Source organism: Oxalicibacterium solurbis (assembly GCF_014635845.1).
In the GTDB taxonomy this organism is placed as follows: domain Bacteria; phylum Pseudomonadota; class Gammaproteobacteria; order Burkholderiales; family Burkholderiaceae_D; genus Oxalicibacterium; species Oxalicibacterium solurbis.
Window position 1 is genome coordinate 1 of the sequence record NZ_BMDP01000006.1, and the last position, 17,580, is coordinate 17,580.

Here is a 17,580-nt window from a genome sequence, read left to right on the forward strand (position 1 = left end):
GCGTCGTCTTGCCATGGTCAACGTGACCGATCGTGCCCACATTCACGTGCGGCTTCGTCCGCTCGAATTTGCCTTTTGCCATTTGATTCTTCCTTCAAAAAGAACGATTTGTTTATAGAAACAATGAATTGAATTGCGTACAACATGTCCGCCCCTTGCGGAACGGACATCAAATTTACTTCGCCTTCGAAGTCACGATTGCATCGATGACGTTCTTCGGCGCTTCAGCGTAGTGCTTGAACTCCATCGAATACGTAGCACGCCCTTGCGTAGCCGAACGCAGCGAAGTCGAGTAGCCGAACATTTCCGACAACGGCACTTCAGCCTTGATGATCTTGCCGCCGCCACCAGCAATTTCATCCATGCCCTGCACCATACCGCGACGCGACGACAGATCGCCCATGACGTTACCGGCATAATCTTCAGGCGTCTCAACTTCCACAGCCATCATCGGCTCGAGGATGACCGGATTGGCTTTGCGGCAGCCTTCCTTGAATGCCATCGAACCGGCCATGCGGAAGGCGTTTTCATTCGAGTCGACATCGTGGTACGAACCGAAGGTCAGCGTGACTTTGACGTCGACCACTGGATAACCGGCCAATACGCCCGAAGTCAGGGTTTCGCGCACGCCTTTTTCAACCGCAGGGATGTATTCGCGAGGAACGACACCACCCTTGATCGCGTCGACGAACTCAAAGCCTTTGCCAGGTTCTTGCGGCTCGATCGTCAGAACAGCGTGGCCGTACTGACCGCGACCACCGGATTGCTTGACGAACTTGCCTTCAACATCGGTGACTGCCTTGCGGATGGTTTCGCGATAAGCAACCTGCGGCTTGCCGACGGTTGCTTCAACGTTGAATTCACGCTTCATGCGGTCGACGATAATGTCGAGGTGCAACTCGCCCATGCCAGCGATAATCGTTTGCCCCGATTCTTCATCAGTACGCACGCGGAATGATGGATCTTCAGCTGCCAAACGGTTCAGTGCCAGACCCATTTTTTCCTGGTCAGCCTTCGTTTTTGGCTCCACTGCCTGAGAAATCACCGGCTCAGGGAAGACCATGCGTTCGAGCACCACGACTGCCTTGTCGTCACACAGCGTGTCACCGGTCGTCGTATCCTTCAGGCCGACGACTGCAGCGATATCGCCCGCCAGCATTTCCTTGATTTCTTCACGCTGGTTTGCGTGCATCTGAACGATACGGCCGATACGCTCTTTTTTCTCTTTCACCGAGTTGAAGACGGTATCGCCCGAGTTCAGGGTGCCCGAATAGCAGCGAATAAAGCACAATTGGCCGACAAACGGATCGGTGGCGATCTTGAATGCCAGCGCCGAAAACTTTTCGTCATCCTTTGCTTGTCGCACAACAGGCTCATCATCACCGTCCACACCTGGGACAGGAGGAATATCGACCGGCGACGGCAGATATTCAACCACGCCGTCCAGCATGGCTTGCACACCCTTGTTTTTGAACGCCGTGCCGCACATCATCGGCACGATTTCACTTGCGATCGTACGCTGGCGGATTGCCTTCTTGATTTCTTCTTCGCTCAGGTCGCCATCTTCGAGGTACTTGTTCATCAGTTCCTCTGAAGCCTCGGCTGCCGCTTCAACCATGTTTTCGCGCCATTTTTGCGCCTCGGCCACCAGACTCTCAGGGATGTCGCGATAATCGAACTTCATGCCCTGCGACGCGTCGTCCCAGATAATCGCCTTCATCTTGACCAGATCGATCACACCTTCGAAATTCTCTTCCGCTCCGATCGGCACCTGCATCGGGATAGGGTTCGCCTTCAGACGCGCACGCATCTGATCGTAGACTTTGAAGAAGTTCGCGCCGGTACGATCCATCTTGTTGACGAATGCCAGACGTGGAACCTTGTACTTGTTTGCCTGACGCCACACCGTTTCCGATTGCGGCTGCACACCGCCGACTGCACAGTAAACCATGCAGGCGCCGTCGAGCACGCGCATCGAGCGCTCAACTTCAATCGTGAAGTCAACGTGGCCCGGCGTATCGATGATGTTGATGTGGTGAGCAGGGAAATTGTTCGCCATGCCCTTCCAGTAGCAGGTCGTCGCAGCAGACGTAATCGTAATTCCGCGCTCCTGCTCCTGCTCCATCCAGTCCATGGTGGCAGCGCCGTCATGCACTTCACCGATCTTGTGGTTCACGCCCGTATAAAACAGGACGCGCTCGGTCGTCGTCGTCTTACCAGCATCAATGTGAGCCGAAATACCGATGTTACGGTAACGCTCAATGGGGGTCTTGCGGGCCATAATTAGTCCTAATTCGTTTTAATGAACAAAACCGAGCGCCATTTTTTCCAAAATGTGCCCGGCCTCGAACAAATTACACATGTGACGCACGGCGCCTGCAAAGGCAGGCGCGCGGCACGTCAATTTATTAGAAGCGGAAGTGCGAGAACGCCTTGTTTGCTTCCGCCATGCGGTGCACTTCGTCACGCTTTTTCATTGCACCGCCGCGACCTTCCGCGGCTTCCATCAACTCACCACCCAAGCGTTGCGGCATCGATTTTTCGCTGCGCTTGTTGGCCGCTTCACGCAGCCAGCGCATCGACAACGCCATGCGGCGAACCGGACGCACTTCGACAGGAACCTGATAGTTCGCACCGCCGACGCGGCGCGACTTCACCTCAACCATCGGCTTGCAGTTGCTGATTGCGGCGGTAAAGACTTCCAGCGGATCCTTGCCCGATTTGGACTGGATGTGCTCGAAAGCGCCATAGATGATGTTTTCAGCGACCGACTTCTTGCCGGACAGCATCAGGACGTTGACGAATTTCGCAACATCCACATTGCCGAATTTCGGATCCGGCAGAATTTCCCGTTTCGGGACTTCACGACGACGTGGCATTTCAATTCCTTTTCATCTTCAGTTGAGCGCACAGCAACAACTTGCCAGCGACTCGCGAACGGCCATCATAGCCATCCACTTACTCGGCCCATCCGGGACCGACACCTGCTCCGCCAAAGCGGAATTTGATTACTTCTTGGCAGCTTTCGCGCGCTTTGCACCGTATTTCGAACGGGCTTGCTTACGATCCTTGACGCCTTGGGTATCCAGGGAACCGCGGACCATGTGATAACGCACACCCGGCAAATCCTTCACACGACCGCCGCGCAGCAGCACGACGCTGTGTTCTTGCAGGTTGTGGCCCTCACCGCCGATGTACGAGATCACCTCGAAACCGTTGGTCAGACGCACCTTGGCGACCTTACGCAGCGCCGAGTTCGGCTTCTTCGGGGTCGTGGTGTAGACGCGGGTGCAGACGCCGCGTTTTTGCGGGCTGTTTTCCAGCGCCGGCGATTTGCTCTTCACGCGTGCGGAGACGCGCGGATTGCGAATCAATTGATTGATGGTTGGCATCGCTCTTAATCCAGCTTAGTTACAACATTAATAATACGATCCCGGAAACGGTTGTCCGGGGCCAGGAAATCGTGCGGATGAATGGGATTCAACGCGCAGGCTCGATTACGAACCTTGCAGGGAAGAAGCGCGCCGTGAGTGCGGGAGGGCAGATCAAAGAACGCTTAAGCCAATACAGAGCTTAAAATCGAGAACTCGCGAGTATATCCTTCGAACCCCGCACCGTCAACCCGAAAACCACGCCGTACCGCCGACAATTCGTTGCGATTTCGCACAAGACATCACGAAACCCACCACCGGCAAAACACGCACAATTTCCAAATTGACAAATAAAAACGGCACCGGACATGCCCGGTGCCGTTTTGAGAGAACAACGTCGTTTTACTGAGCGTCGGTATCGCTGTCCGGCAGGCTCGAAATATCGGCAAACTGCGCTTCCATTTCGGCTGCACGTGCCGCTTTTTCCGACTGCAGCAACGCGGTACGCTCTTCGGCTTCCCACGCTTCCTTCTCCTTGCGGGCACGGTGGTAAGCCAGACCGGTACCGGCCGGAATCAGACGGCCAACGATCACGTTTTCCTTCAGACCGCGCAGGCCATCTTTCTTGCCCATGATCGCGGCTTCGGTCAGCACGCGGGTCGTTTCCTGGAAGGAGGCCGCCGAGATGAACGAGTCGGTCGACAGCGAAGCCTTCGTGATACCCAGCAGCACGTTCTCGTAAGTCGCCGGAATCTTGCCTTCGGCGTTCACGCGATCGTTTTCTTCCAGCAGTTCCGAACGCTCGACCTGCTCTCCCGTGATGTAGCTGGTATCGCCGGGTTCGACGACCTGCACACGGCGCAGCATCTGACGAACGATGACTTCGATGTGCTTGTCGTTGATCTTCACGCCTTGCAGACGGTAGACGTCCTGCACTTCGTCGACGATGTAACGTGCCAGCGCTTCGATACCCAGCAGACGCAGGATGTCTTGCGGATCGGCCGGGCCGTCCACGATCATCTCGCCCTTATTCACCACCTGACCGTCGTGTACCAGCACTTGCTTGTCCTTGGTAATCAGGAACTCGTGCTTGTTGCCTTCCATGTCGGTGATTTCCAGGCGCTGCTTGCCCTTGGTTTCCTTGCCGAACGCAACGGTACCGGTAACTTCCGCCAGCATGCCGGCATCCTTCGGCGAACGCGCCTCGAACAACTCGGCAACACGCGGCAGACCGCCGGTGATGTCGCGCGTCTTCTGCGATTCGGTCGGGATACGCGCCAGCACTTCACCGACAGAAACCTGCTGACCGTCCTTGACGGTGATCAGTGCGCCGACCTGGAAGCCGATCGTCACCGAATGCTCGGTGCCGGCGATCTTCACTTCTTCGCCCTGCTCGTTCAGCAGTTTGACCTGCGGACGCACGCTCTTGGCAGCAGTGCTGCGACGTTTCGCATCGATGACGACCAGCGTCGACAGACCGGTGACTTCGTCGATCTGACGCGCAACCGTCACGCCTTCCTCGACGTTCTCGAACTTCACGGTACCGCTGTACTCGGTGATGATCGGACGCGTCAGCGGATCCCAGGTCGCCAGCGCGGTACCGGCCTTGATGGCCATGCCGTCCTTGACGATCAGGGTTGCGCCGTACGGCACTTTATGACGCTCACGCTCACGACCATAGTCGTCGGTGATCAGCACTTCGCCGGAACGGGAAATGACGATCTGATCGCCCTTGCCGTTCGTCACATAACGCATGGTCGCGGTGAAACGAACTGTACCGTTCGACTTGGCTTCAACCGACGATGCCACCGCTGCACGCGATGCCGCACCACCGATGTGGAAGGTACGCATCGTCAGCTGCGTGCCCGGTTCACCGATCGACTGCGCAGCGACAACACCGACTGCTTCGCCGGCGTTGACCAGCGTACCGCGGCCCAGATCGCGACCGTAGCACTGCGCGCACAAGCCAAAGCGCGTGTCGCAGGTCAGCGGCGTACGGATCTTCACTTCATCGATGCCGAGGCGTTCAATTTCCTCGACCATGTCTTCGTCGAGCAGCGTGCCGGCTGCGTACAGCGTTTCCTGCGTTTCCGGATTGACGACATCGTTTGCGGAAACACGACCGAGGATACGATCGCGCAGCGCTTCGATGACTTCACCGCCTTCGACCAGTGCCTTCATCGACACACCGTTCGACGTACCGCAATCATCCTCGATCACGACCAGATCCTGCGTCACGTCGACCAGGCGGCGCGTCAGGTAACCCGAGTTCGCGGTCTTCAATGCGGTATCGGCCAGGCCTTTACGCGCACCGTGCGTCGAAATGAAGTACTGCAGAACGTTCAGGCCTTCGCGGAAGTTCGCGGTGATCGGCGTTTCAATGATCGAGCCATCCGGCTTGGCCATCAGGCCGCGCATACCAGCCAGCTGACGAATCTGGGCTGCAGAACCACGCGCACCGGAGTCGGCCATCATGTAGATCGCGTTGAACGATTCCTGCGTCGACTTGGTGCCGTCGCGCTTGGTCACGTCTTCCACTTTCAGTTGATCCATCATGGCCTTGCCGACGTCGTCGCCGGCCTTGCCCCAGATATCGACCACTTTGTTGTAGCGTTCGCCGGCGGTAACCAGACCGGACGAGTATTGCTGTTCGATCTGTTTGACTTCGCTTTCGGCGGTCGCAATGATGTCCACTTTTTGCGGCGGAACCAGCATGTCGTCGACGCAGATCGAAATACCGGCACGCGTAGCGAGACGGAAGCCCGATTGCAGCAATTGGTCGGCAAACACCACGGTGGCGCGCAGACCGCACTTGCGGAACGACAGGTTGATCAGGCGCGAAATTTCCTTCTTCTTCAGCGCGCGGTTCAGCACGCTGAAAGGCAGGCCCTTCGGCAGGATCTCGGACAGGATCGCGCGACCGACCGTCGTTTCATAACGGGTGATCGTTTTCTCGAACTCACCGGTTTCCAGATTCTTCGGATATTCGGTGATACGCACGGTGATACGCGTCGCCAGTTCGACCTGCTTGTTGTCGTAGGCGCGGATGACTTCGGACACGTCCGGGAACATCATGCCTTCGCCCTTGGCGTTGATCGCTTCGCGGGTCGCGTAGTACAGGCCCAGCACGATATCCTGCGACGGCACGATCGACGGTTCGCCGTTCGACGGGAACAGGATGTTGTTCGACGCCAGCATCAGCGTGCGTGCTTCCATCTGTGCTTCAATCGACAACGGAACATGAACTGCCATCTGATCGCCGTCGAAGTCGGCATTGAACGCGGCGCAAACCAGCGGATGCAGCTGAATTGCCTTGCCTTCAATCAGGACCGGCTCGAACGCCTGGATGCCCAAACGGTGCAGCGTAGGCGCACGGTTCAGCATGACCGGATGTTCGCGGATCACTTCTTCCAGAATGTCCCAAACGACTGGCGTCTGGTTCTCGACTTCTTTTTTCGCAGCCTTGATCGTGCTGGCGATACCCATTACTTCGAGCTTGTTGAAGATGAATGGCTTGAACAGTTCCAATGCCATCAGCTTCGGCAGACCACATTGATGCAGTTTCAGCTGCGGACCCACCACGATCACCGAACGGCCCGAGTAATCGACGCGCTTGCCCAGCAAGTTCTGACGGAAACGGCCGCCCTTGCCCTTGATCATTTCAGCCAGCGATTTCAGCGGACGCTTGTTGGCGCCGGTCATCGCCTTGCCGCGGCGACCGTTGTCCAGCAACGAGTCGACCGCTTCCTGCAGCATGCGCTTTTCGTTACGCGTGATGATTTCCGGCGCGCGCAATTCCATCAGGCGCTTCAGACGGTTGTTGCGGTTGATGACACGGCGATACAGGTCGTTCAGATCGGAGGTCGCAAAGCGACCGCCGTCCAGCGGCACCAGCGGACGCAGTTCCGGCGGCAGCACCGGCAGCACTTCCATGATCATCCAGTCCGGCTTGATGCCCGAACGCTGGAACGCTTCCAGCACTTTCAGGCGTTTTGCGTATTTCTTGATCTTGGCTTCGGACTTCGACTCTTTCAGGTCCTGACGCAGCGTTTCCGCATCGCGATCGATGTCGATCGAACGCAGCAGTTCGCGAATGCCTTCCGCACCCATGTAGGCGGTGAAGTCGTCGCCGAATTCTTCGTACTTGGCGGCGTAATCGTCTTCCGACATAATTTGGCACTTCTTCAGCGGCGTCATGCCCGGATCGGTCACGACGTAGGCTTCAAAGTACAGCACGCGTTCGATATCGCGCAGCGTCATGTCGAGCACCATGCCCAGACGCGACGGCAGCGATTTCAGGAACCAGATGTGCGCGGTCGGCGAGGCCAGTTCGATGTGGCCCATGCGCTCACGGCGCACTTTCGCCAGCGTGACTTCAACGCCGCATTTTTCGCAGATGACGCCACGGTGTTTCAGACGCTTGTACTTGCCGCACAGGCATTCGTAATCTTTGATCGGGCCAAAGATTTTGGCGCAGAACAGGCCGTCGCGCTCAGGCTTGAACGTACGATAGTTGATGGTTTCCGGCTTCTTGACTTCGCCGTAGGACCACGAACGGATTTTTTCAGGCGACGCCAGACCAATCTTGATCGCGTCGAATTGTTCGCTTTGCTGAACTTGCTTGAATAGATCGAGCAGTGCTTTCATGTATCACTCCAGTTGGCGTGAAAAACGCTGATGTATAACGTGGCCGCATCCGCCTGCACTACCCTGTTCGCATCTGCGGGAGAGCCGTGGCCGAAGCCGTGGTGCCGCCGATACCGGGACAGGTGATACGTCCGTACTGCTATTGCAAAATCTTGTACAAAATCCTGGAACTGCCGCCGTCCGTTTTTCGAACGGTCGATGGAGCGGCATTGCCGCTCCATCCTGATGCTTCTTAGTCGCGCTCGAGATCGATATCGATACCCAGCGAGCGGATTTCCTTCACCAGAACGTTGAAGGATTCCGGCATGCCGGCGTCGATCACGTGATCGCCCTTGACGAGGTTCTCGTACACCTTGGTACGGCCATTCACGTCGTCGGACTTCACGGTCAGCATCTCTTGCAGCACATACGATGCGCCGTAGGCTTCCAGTGCCCAGACTTCCATCTCGCCGAAACGCTGGCCGCCGAACTGCGCCTTGCCGCCCAGCGGTTGCTGCGTGACCAGCGAGTAAGGACCGGTCGAACGTGCGTGCATCTTGTCGTCGACCAAGTGGTGCAACTTCAGCATGTGCATGTAGCCGACCGTGACGGTGCGTTCGAACGCTTCACCAGTACGGCCGTCGTACATCGTGACCTGGTTCTTCGACGACGTCATGCCGAGCTGCTTGGCGATGTCGTCCGGATAGGCCAGATCCAGCATGCGGCGGATTTCCTCTTCGTGCGCACCGTCGAACACCGGCGTAGCAAACGGCACGCCGTATTTCAGGTTCGCCGCCAGCTCCAGCACTTCCTCATCGGAGAAGCTGTCGATGTCTTCCGACTTGCCCGACTCGTTGTAAATCGACTTCAGGAACTTGCGCAGCTCGGTCGCCTTGGCTTGCGCGCGCAGCATTTCGCCGATACGCAGGCCGAGGCCTTTTGCCGCCCAGCCCAAGTGGACTTCCAGCACCTGACCGACGTTCATACGCGACGGCACGCCCAGCGGGTTCAGCACGACGTCAGCCGGCGTACCGTCGGCCATGTACGGCATGTCTTCCACCGGCACGATGCGCGAAACCACACCCTTGTTACCGTGACGACCTGCCATCTTGTCGCCAGGCTGCAGGCGACGTTTGACGGCAAGGTAAACCTTGACCATCTTCTGCACGCCCGGCGGCAGCTCGTCGCCTTGCGTCAGCTTCTTGCGCTTCTCTTCGAAGGCCAGATCGAACTGGTGGCGCTTCTCGGCGATCGATTCTTTGATCGCTTCCAGTGCATTGGCCGAAGCATCGTCAGACGGACGAATGTCGAACCAGTGATATTTATCCAGATCGGCCAGGTATTCCTTGGTGATCTTGCTGCCCTTGGCAATCTTCTTCGGACCGCCGTTGACGACCTTGCCGATCAGCATTTTTTCCAGACGCTGGAATGCATCGCCTTCGACGATACGCAACTGATCGTTCAGGTCCAGACGATAGCGCTGCAGTTCATCGTCGATGATCTGTTGCGCACGCTTGTCGCGCTGGATGCCTTCACGCGTGAAAACCTGCACGTCGATGACGGTACCGACCATGCCGGACGGCACGCGCAGCGACGTATCTTTCACGTCCGATGCTTTTTCACCGAAGATGGCACGCAGCAGCTTCTCTTCCGGCGTCAGTTGCGTTTCGCCCTTCGGCGTCACCTTACCGACCAGCGTATCGCCGGCAGTGACTTCAGCGCCGATGTACACAATGCCGGATTCGTCCAGACGGGCCAGCTGGTTTTCCGCCAGGTTCGAGATATCACGCGTGATTTCTTCGGCGCCCAGCTTGGTATCGCGCGCCACAACCGACAGCTCTTCGATGTGGATCGACGTATAGCGGTCGTCAGCAACAACCTTTTCGGAGATCAAAATCGAATCTTCGAAGTTGTAGCCGTTCCACGGCATGAACGCAACCAGCATGTTCTGACCGAGGGCCAATTCGCCCAGATCGGTCGATGCACCGTCGGCGATGACGTCGCCACGCGCCACGCGATCGCCTACTTGCACGATCGGACGCTGGTTGATATTGGTGTTCTGGTTCGAACGCGTGTACTTGATCAGGTTGTAGATGTCGACACCGACTTCACCTGCAGCGGCTTCATCGTCGTTGACGCGAATCACGACACGGCCGGCGTCAATGTAATCGACCACACCGCCACGCAGTGCCTGCACGGTCGTACCCGAGTCAACTGCCACGGTACGCTCGATGCCGGTACCGACAAACGCTTTTTCCGGACGCAGGCAAGGCACTGCCTGACGTTGCATGTTGGCACCCATCAATGCGCGGTTCGCGTCATCGTGTTCGAGGAACGGGATCAGCGATGCCGCAACGGAAACAACCTGGCCAGGCGCCACGTCCATGTACTGCACACGCTCCGGCGAGACCAGAATCGTTTCGCCCGCTTCACGTGCGGAAACCAGTTCGTCGGACAGCTTGCCGGACTTGTCGATCGTCGCGTTCGCCTGAGCGATCACGTAACGGCCTTCTTCGATTGCCGACAGATAATCGATCTGGTTCGTGACCTTGCTGCCATCGACCTTGCGGTACGGCGTTTCCAGGAAGCCGTATTCGTTCAGGCGTGCGTACAGTGCCAGCGAGTTGATCAGGCCGATGTTCGGACCTTCCGGCGTTTCGATCGGGCAGACACGGCCGTAGTGCGTCGGATGCACGTCGCGCACCTCGAAGCCGGCGCGTTCGCGCGTCAGGCCGCCCGGGCCCAGCGCGGAGACACGACGCTTGTGCGTGATCTCGGACAACGGGTTGGTCTGGTCCATGAACTGCGACAACTGCGACGAACCGAAGAATTCGCGGATCGCAGCCGAAATCGGCTTGGAGTTGATCAGGTCGTGCGGCATCAGGTTGTCCGCTTCGGCCTGGCCGAGACGTTCCTTGACGGCGCGCTCGACACGCACGAGGCCGGCACGGAACTGGTTTTCCGCCAGTTCGCCGACGCAACGTACGCGGCGGTTACCCAGGTGATCGATATCGTCGACTTCGCCGCGACCGTTGCGCAGCTCGACGAGAATCTTGATCACGGCCAGAATGTCGTCGTTCGACAGGGTCATGTCGCCCGTCAGCTCGTCGCGACCGATACGGCGGTTGAATTTCATGCGGCCGACAGACGACAGGTCGTAACGTTCCGCGTTGTAGAACAGGCCGTTGAACAGCGCTTCCACCGAATCTTCGGTCGGCGGTTCGCCAGGACGCATCATGCGGTAAATCGCAACACGTGCGGCCATTTGGTCAGCCGTATCGTCGGTACGCAAGGTTTGCGAGATATAGGCGCCCTGATCCAGATCATTGGTGTACAACGTCTGAATTTCGGCAATACCGGCTTCGCGCAGGCGTGCCAGCGTTTCTTCGGTCAGTTCGTCGTTGGCGCTGGCGATGATTTCACCGGTGCTGCTGTCGACGATGTTTTTCGCCAGTACGCGGCCCAGCAGATAATCTTCCGGCACGGAAATGTGTTTGATACCGGCAGCATCGATGTCGCGCACGTGCTTGCTGTTGATGCGCTTGTCTTTGGCAACGATGACCTTGCCGGCTTTGTCGGCGATATCGAAACGCGCGACTTCGCCACGCAGGCGTTCGGCCACGAACGCCATTTCGCCGCCGTCTTCACGCAGCTTGAAGTTGTCGAAGACGAAGAAGTTTTCCAGGATCTGCTCTGGCATCATGCCGATTGCTTTCAGCAGGATCGTGACCGGCATCTTGCGGCGACGGTCGACGCGGAAGAACAGGATGTCCTTCGGATCGAACTCGAAATCCAGCCAGGAACCGCGGTAAGGAATGATGCGTGCCGAGAACAGCAATTTGCCCGACGAATGCGTCTTGCCGCGGTCGTGTTCGAAGAACACGCCCGGCGAACGGTGCAACTGCGACACGATGACGCGCTCGGTACCGTTGATCACGAACGAACCGGTCGTCGTCATGAGCGGCAGTTCGCCCATGTAGACTTCCTGCTCTTTCATTTCCTTGACGACCGGCTTGGTCGGCGATTCCTTGTCCAGAATCACCAGGCGCACCTTGGCACGCAGCGGCGACGCATAGGTCAGACCGCGCTGCTGGCATTCCTTGACGTCGAACGGCGGTTCGCCGAGGACGTAGGACAGGAATTCGAGTCGCGCAAAACCGTTGTGCGACACGATAGGGAAAATCGACGTAAAGGCAGATTGCAGGCCTTCGTTCTTGCGTTGCGACGGAGTTGTATATTCCTGCAGGAAACTCGTATACGAATCGAGTTGCGTAGCAAGCAGGAACGGAACGTTGTGAACGTTAGCGCGTTTCGCAAACGATTTGCGAATGCGCTTCTTCTCAGTAAATGAGTAGTGCATGGACACTCCGTGAGTGACAGGGGAAAGGATGGAGATTTCAAGTCTCAATGCCGAACAGCTTTATTGCCATTCAGACATTAAAACTTCAAGTCTCAGCCCTTGAAGCCTTGAAAACGGTCGACCGATCAGATTACATCAAGTTGCAGAAATCTGCCGGAACCGCTCCGAAACGACCAAAAACGACAAAGGAGCCAAAGCAGAAACCACCCCTTCGGGCAGTTCCAGGCTTTGACTCGGTGCCGAGGTAAAAACCTTGGCGAATGACAGACCCGAATTACTTGAGGTCCGCTTTCGCGCCGGCTTCTTCCAGTTTTTTCTTGGCGGCGTCTGCGTCTGCTTTTGCCAGGCCTTCCTTGACAGGCTTCGGTGCACCATCGACCAGATCCTTGGCTTCTTTCAGACCCAGGCCGGTGATTTCGCGAACTGCCTTGATGACGCCAACTTTGTTTGCGCCAACTTCGGACAGAACAACCGTGAATTCGGTTTGTTCTTCAGCTGCAGCTGCACCGCCAGCTGCACCGCCAGCTGCCGGAGCAGCCATTGCAGCAGCGGATACACCGAATTTTTCTTCGAATGCCTTGACCAGATCATTCAGTTCCAGAACCGTCAGGTTACCTACGGCTTCCAGGATGTCGTCTTTGCTAATTGCCATTTGAAACTCCTAAATTTTTTCAATAATTACATCTGATTGGTACTGACGCCAAAACGTCGAAACACAAGCGCAGGCCGCATTGCGGCGACCTTTTATTCTGCTGGGGTTTCGGCAGTTTCAGCTGCTGCCGGCGCTGCGGCTGCAGGCGTTTCGCCTTCAGCTTTTTTAGCAGCGAGAGCAGCCAGACCACGCGTAAAGCTCGCAACCGGAACCAGCATCATGCCCAGGACTTGGGCCAGCAGGACTTCACGGCTAGGAATATTTGCCAACGCTGCGACAGCCGCTTTATCAAGCGTCTTGCCTGCGTAGTTACCTGCCTTCACAACCAGTTTGTCGTTGGTTTTGGCAAAGTCGTTGACGACTTTTGCTGCAGCAACGGCATCATCCGAGATCGAATAGATCAGCGGACCGGTCATTTCGGAAGCGAGGTCGGCAAATGCGGTGCCTTCGACAGCGCGACGAGCGAGCGTGTTTTTCAACACGCGCAGGTACACGCCTTCGGCACGCGCTTTGGCGCGCAGTTGTGTCAAGTGACCAACCTGGATGCCACGATATTCGGCCACGACGATCGTCTGCGCAGATGCAATCTTGGCAGAGATTTCGGCGACTACGGCCTTTTTGTCATTCAGATTGAGACTCAAGATCAACCTCCAGTAATAATGCTCGGCGCCTGCGCAGCCATGATTGACTGCCTGCCTTGCATCGTTTCGAACACGGCGTCCGAAGTTAGGAGTTCAATACTGGCGAAACCAGCAAGAGAGCTGCAAAACTTGTTCGGGTACACCATCTGCGTTGGGTATCGATCGTTGCCGATGCGATGTTTATCTTTGTGCACCAACCGCATGCACGCCGCCCAACGGTCTTTGATTGCCTGAACCTGTCTCATTACTGCCGAAACAGGCCCAGCCCAAAGATGCGCCCGTCGCGAGGCGACGGGACTTGATTCTGCTATTAAGCGCTCAGCGTAGTCTGATCGACACGCACGCCGGCACCCATCGTCGACGACAGCGAAACCTTGCGCAGGTAGATACCCTTGCTGGTCGCCGGCTTGGCCTTGTTCAGTGCATCGATCAGGGCCAGCAAGTTCGACTTCAGATCGGCATCGCTGAACGACTTGCGACCGATCGTTGCGTGGATGATGCCTGCCTTGTCGGTACGGTACTGCACCTGACCGGCTTTGGCATTCTTCACTGCGGTAGCGACGTCAGGCGTCACGGTGCCGACTTTCGGGTTCGGCATCATGCCGCGCGGGCCGAGGATCTGACCCAGCGTACCGACGATACGCATGGTATCGGGCGAAGCGATGACGATGTCGAAAGGCATGTTGCCGGCTTTGATTTGCTCAGCCAGATCTTCCATACCGACGATGTCGGCGCCGGCGGCTTTCGCCTGCTCAGCCTTGTCGCCGCTGGCGAACACAGCCACGCGAACGGTCTTGCCGGTACCCGCCGGCAGCACAACGGAACCACGAACGACTTGGTCCGATTTCTTGGCATCGACACCCAGTTGAACGGAGATATCGATCGATTCGTCGAACTTGGCCGATGCGCATTCCTTGATCAGCGCAACAGCGTTGTCGAACGGATATGCCTTGGTACGATCGACTTTGGCCTTGATCGCTTTAACGCGTTTGGACAACTTAGCCATTACAGACCCTCCACCGTGATACCCATCGAACGTGCGGAACCAGCGATCGTACGCACAGCAGCGTCCAGATCGGCAGCGGTCAGGTCCGGGGTTTTCAATTTAGCGATTTCTTCAGCTTGTGCACGCGTCAGCTTGCCGACCTTGTCGGTATGCGGCTTGGCCGAACCTTTTTGCACGCCGGAGTGTTTCTTGATCAGGAAAGTCGCAGGCGGCGTCTTCATCACGAACGTGAAGGACTTGTCTGCGAATGCGGTGATCACAACCGGAATCGGCATGCCAGCTTCCATGCCTTGGGTCTGCGCATTGAATGCCTTGCAGAATTCCATGATGTTCAGACCGCGCTGACCCAGCGCCGGGCCGATCGGAGGGGACGGATTTGCTTTACCAGCCGGCACTTGCAGCTTGATAAAACCAACGATTTTCTTTGCCATGATGGCTCCTACATTGGTTGAGTGGTAGCGCCCGTTCGCTCGTCTTGCGACTTACTACCAAGGCTCCTCTTGAATCCGGATTTCGGGATCTGACGACCCACGACGCTCCGGCCAGCGTTGAATGCTTATACTTTTTCGACCTGGCCGAATTCCAGCTCGACCGGCGTGGCACGACCGAAAATCGTGACCGAGACGCGCACCTTCGACTTCTCGTAGTTGACTTCTTCGACGTTGCCATTGAAATCGGTGAACGGGCCTTCCTTGATGCGCACCATTTCGCCAACTTCGTACAGCACTTTCGGACGCGGCTTTTCGACGCCTTCCTGCATTTGCTGCATCAGCTTATCGACTTCGTGCACCGGAATCGGTGTCGGCTTGTTCGACTTGCCGCCGATAAAGCCGGTGACCTTGCTGGTGTTTTTCACCAGGTGCCAAGTCTCATCGGTCATTTCCATTTCGACCAGCACGTAGCCCGGGAAGAAACGGCGCTCGCTGACCGATTTATGGCCATTCTTGACTTCCACAACTTCTTCGGTCGGCACCAGAATCTGGCCGAACTGTTCCTGCATGCCGGCACGCGCGATACGCTCGGTCAACGCGCGTTGCACGCTCTTTTCCATGCCGGAATAGGCGTGCACGACATACCAGCGCTTCTTGCCCGCAGAAGCAGACACGGCGCCCGATGCGCCGCCTTGCGAGTCATCTTGCATATTGTCTGCCATTATCGTTTCCAGCCCAAAATGAGATCGTACAGTACGACCTCGAGAATCTTGTCCGTACCCCACAGGAAGATGGCCATGACCAGCACGAAGCCGAACACAATGGCTGTCATCTGCATGGTTTCCCTGCGCGTCGGCCAGACCACTTTCTTGGTCTCGCGAACCGATTCCTTCGCAAAGTTGACGAAATCACGACCGGACGTCGACGTCCACGCAATCGCAACCGCAACAATCAAACCGCCGACCAGCGCAGCTGCGCGCACGGCCGTGGCTTTGTCCGACAACACATAGAAGCCGACGACACCCGCAATGACGGCAATGATCGCCAGAGCAATCTTGATCTTGTCGCCAGAAGCGCCAACGGTTTGTACGGGTTGATTAGACATACTCTCTACTTTCGATGCCTTGCACCAGATCGGTGGCAGGGGCGGAGGGCCTCGAACCCCCAACCTACGGTTTTGGAGACCGTCACTCTGCCAATTGAGCTACGCCCCTATTCACTACCACTTACTACCACACCACTACAACAGCACTGCCTGAATCGATTGCGGCGATCACTTGGATCGCCGCAGAATTCCGATTCTTAATCCATGATCTTAGCGACGACACCGGCGCCGACGGTACGACCGCCTTCACGGATGGCGAAGCGCAGACCTTCTTCCATTGCGATCGGGTTGATCAGTTGCACCGTGATCGACACGTTGTCGCCCGGCATGACCATTTCCTTGTCCTTCGGCAGTTCGATCGAACCCGTCACGTCCGTCGTACGGAAGTAGAACTGCGGACGGTAGTTGTTGAAGAACGGGGTGTGACGACCACCTTCGTCTTTCGACAACACATAGATCTCGCCCGTGAAGTGCTTGTGCGGCTTGATCGAACCCGGCTTGGCCAGAACCTGACCACGCTCGACGTCTTCACGCTTGGTGCCGCGCAGCAGCACGCCGACGTTGTCGCCTGCCTGACCTTGGTCGAGCAGCTTGCGGAACATTTCGACGCCGGTGCAGGTGGTTTTTTGCGTATCGCGGATACCGACGATTTCGATCTCTTCGCCGACCTTGACGATGCCGCGTTCGACACGACCGGTCACAACGGTGCCGCGACCGGAGATCGAGAACACGTCTTCGACCGGCAGCAGGAAGGTACCGTCAACAGCACGTTCCGGCGTCGGGATGTAGGTGTCCAGTGCTTCTGCCAGGGCCAGGATGGCTTGCTCGCCCAGCGGGCCTTTGTCGCCTTCCAGGGCCAGCTTGGCCGAACCTTTGATGATTGGCAGGTCGTCGCCCGGGAATTCGTATTTGGAGAGGAGCTCGCGCACTTCCATTTCGACCAGTTCCAGCAGTTCTGCGTCGTCGACCATGTCTGCCTTGTTCAGGAAGACGATGATGTACGGCACGCCGACCTGACGCGACAGCAGGATGTGCTCACGCGTTTGCGGCATTGGGCCGTCGGCTGCGGAGCAGACCAGGATTGCGCCGTCCATCTGCGCAGCGCCAGTGATCATGTTCTTGACGTAGTCGGCGTGGCCTGGGCAGTCAACGTGGGCGTAGTGACGGTTCGCAGTTTCGTATTCGACGTGCGCGGTGTTGATCGTAATGCCACGCGCCTTCTCTTCCGGTGCAGCGTCGATCTCGTCGTATTTCTTCGCTTCGCCGCCGAACTTCGCCGACAACACCGTCGCAATCGCCGCCGTCAGCGTCGTCTTGCCATGGTCAACGTGACCGATCGTGCCCACATTCACGTGCGGCTTCGTCCGCTCGAATTTGCCTTTTGCCAT

General features: G+C 57.2%; 12 protein-coding genes, 1 tRNA gene and 1 pseudogene. All 14 read right to left on the minus strand.

What is annotated here, in order from left to right:
- A pseudogene (locus IEV40_RS14505) lies at positions 1 to 82 on the minus strand (GTP-binding protein); the annotation flags it as partial.
- Positions 83 to 175: 93 nt separating this feature from the next.
- Positions 176 to 2,281 carry an elongation factor G gene (gene fusA, locus IEV40_RS14510; RefSeq protein ID WP_188422807.1) on the minus strand — a complete coding sequence of 702 codons (2,106 nt, stop codon included), beginning with the start codon at positions 2,279 to 2,281 and terminating at the stop codon, positions 176 to 178.
- 127 nt (positions 2,282 to 2,408) lie between these two features.
- On the minus strand, positions 2,409 to 2,879 hold the full coding sequence (gene rpsG / locus IEV40_RS14515) for a 30S ribosomal protein S7 (RefSeq protein WP_188422808.1): 471 nt from the start codon (positions 2,877 to 2,879) through the stop codon (positions 2,409 to 2,411).
- 129 nt (positions 2,880 to 3,008) lie between these two features.
- Positions 3,009 to 3,392, minus strand: a complete 384-nt coding sequence (rpsL, locus tag IEV40_RS14520) for a 30S ribosomal protein S12 (RefSeq protein ID WP_188422809.1) — start codon at positions 3,390 to 3,392, stop codon at positions 3,009 to 3,011.
- Between the two features lie 381 nt (positions 3,393 to 3,773).
- Positions 3,774 to 8,018 carry a DNA-directed RNA polymerase subunit beta' gene (rpoC, locus tag IEV40_RS14525; protein WP_188422810.1) on the minus strand — a complete coding sequence of 1,415 codons (4,245 nt, stop codon included), beginning with the start codon at positions 8,016 to 8,018 and terminating at the stop codon, positions 3,774 to 3,776.
- A 232-nt stretch (positions 8,019 to 8,250) separates the two neighbouring features.
- On the minus strand, positions 8,251 to 12,357 hold the full coding sequence (gene rpoB / locus IEV40_RS14530; protein WP_188422811.1) for a DNA-directed RNA polymerase subunit beta: 4,107 nt from the start codon (positions 12,355 to 12,357) through the stop codon (positions 8,251 to 8,253).
- Between the two features lie 274 nt (positions 12,358 to 12,631).
- Positions 12,632 to 13,009 (minus strand): 50S ribosomal protein L7/L12, encoded by a 378-nt coding sequence (gene rplL / locus IEV40_RS14535; RefSeq protein WP_188422812.1) that lies wholly within the window; start codon positions 13,007 to 13,009, stop codon positions 12,632 to 12,634.
- Positions 13,010 to 13,101: 92 nt separating this feature from the next.
- Positions 13,102 to 13,650, minus strand: a complete 549-nt coding sequence (gene rplJ, locus IEV40_RS14540) for a 50S ribosomal protein L10 (RefSeq protein WP_188422813.1) — start codon at positions 13,648 to 13,650, stop codon at positions 13,102 to 13,104.
- A 310-nt stretch (positions 13,651 to 13,960) separates the two neighbouring features.
- Positions 13,961 to 14,656 carry a 50S ribosomal protein L1 gene (gene rplA / locus IEV40_RS14545; protein WP_188422814.1) on the minus strand — a complete coding sequence of 232 codons (696 nt, stop codon included), beginning with the start codon at positions 14,654 to 14,656 and terminating at the stop codon, positions 13,961 to 13,963.
- Complete coding sequence (gene rplK, locus IEV40_RS14550) at positions 14,656 to 15,087, minus strand: 50S ribosomal protein L11 (protein WP_188422815.1); 432 nt, start codon at positions 15,085 to 15,087, stop codon at positions 14,656 to 14,658. Before rplK ends, rplA begins: the two co-directional genes overlap by 1 nt.
- Positions 15,088 to 15,212: 125 nt before the next feature.
- A complete protein-coding gene (nusG, locus tag IEV40_RS14555; protein ID WP_188422816.1) occupies positions 15,213 to 15,809 on the minus strand; it encodes a transcription termination/antitermination protein NusG in 597 nt (198 codons plus the stop codon).
- A complete protein-coding gene (gene secE / locus IEV40_RS14560) occupies positions 15,809 to 16,192 on the minus strand; it encodes a preprotein translocase subunit SecE (protein WP_188422817.1) in 384 nt (127 codons plus the stop codon). The genes nusG and secE overlap by 1 nt, the downstream gene beginning before the upstream one ends.
- Before the next feature lie 33 nt (positions 16,193 to 16,225).
- Positions 16,226 to 16,301 (minus strand) — tRNA-Trp (locus IEV40_RS14565).
- 88 nt (positions 16,302 to 16,389) lie between these two features.
- Complete coding sequence (gene tuf, locus IEV40_RS14570) at positions 16,390 to 17,580, minus strand: elongation factor Tu (RefSeq protein WP_188421373.1); 1,191 nt, start codon at positions 17,578 to 17,580, stop codon at positions 16,390 to 16,392.

What these genes read in the sequence shown, in the direction of transcription:
- fusA (WP_188422807.1), bottom strand. Translation starts at nt 2,281, where the DNA reads ATGGCCCGCAAGACCCCCATTGAGCGTTACCGTAACATCGGTATTTCG.
- rpsG (WP_188422808.1), bottom strand. Translation starts at nt 2,879, where the DNA reads ATGCCACGTCGTCGTGAAGTCCCGAAACGGGAAATTCTGCCGGATCCG.
- rpsL (WP_188422809.1), bottom strand. Translation starts at nt 3,392, where the DNA reads ATGCCAACCATCAATCAATTGATTCGCAATCCGCGCGTCTCCGCACGC.
- rpoC (WP_188422810.1), bottom strand. Translation starts at nt 8,018, where the DNA reads ATGAAAGCACTGCTCGATCTATTCAAGCAAGTTCAGCAAAGCGAACAA.
- rpoB (WP_188422811.1), bottom strand. Translation starts at nt 12,357, where the DNA reads ATGCACTACTCATTTACTGAGAAGAAGCGCATTCGCAAATCGTTTGCG.
- rplL (WP_188422812.1), bottom strand. Translation starts at nt 13,009, where the DNA reads ATGGCAATTAGCAAAGACGACATCCTGGAAGCCGTAGGTAACCTGACG.
- rplA (WP_188422814.1), bottom strand. Translation starts at nt 14,656, where the DNA reads ATGGCTAAGTTGTCCAAACGCGTTAAAGCGATCAAGGCCAAAGTCGAT.
- rplK (WP_188422815.1), bottom strand. Translation starts at nt 15,087, where the DNA reads ATGGCAAAGAAAATCGTTGGTTTTATCAAGCTGCAAGTGCCGGCTGGT.
- nusG (WP_188422816.1), bottom strand. Translation starts at nt 15,809, where the DNA reads ATGGCAGACAATATGCAAGATGACTCGCAAGGCGGCGCATCGGGCGCC.
- secE (WP_188422817.1), bottom strand. Translation starts at nt 16,192, where the DNA reads ATGTCTAATCAACCCGTACAAACCGTTGGCGCTTCTGGCGACAAGATC.
- tuf (WP_188421373.1), bottom strand. Translation starts at nt 17,580, where the DNA reads ATGGCAAAAGGCAAATTCGAGCGGACGAAGCCGCACGTGAATGTGGGC.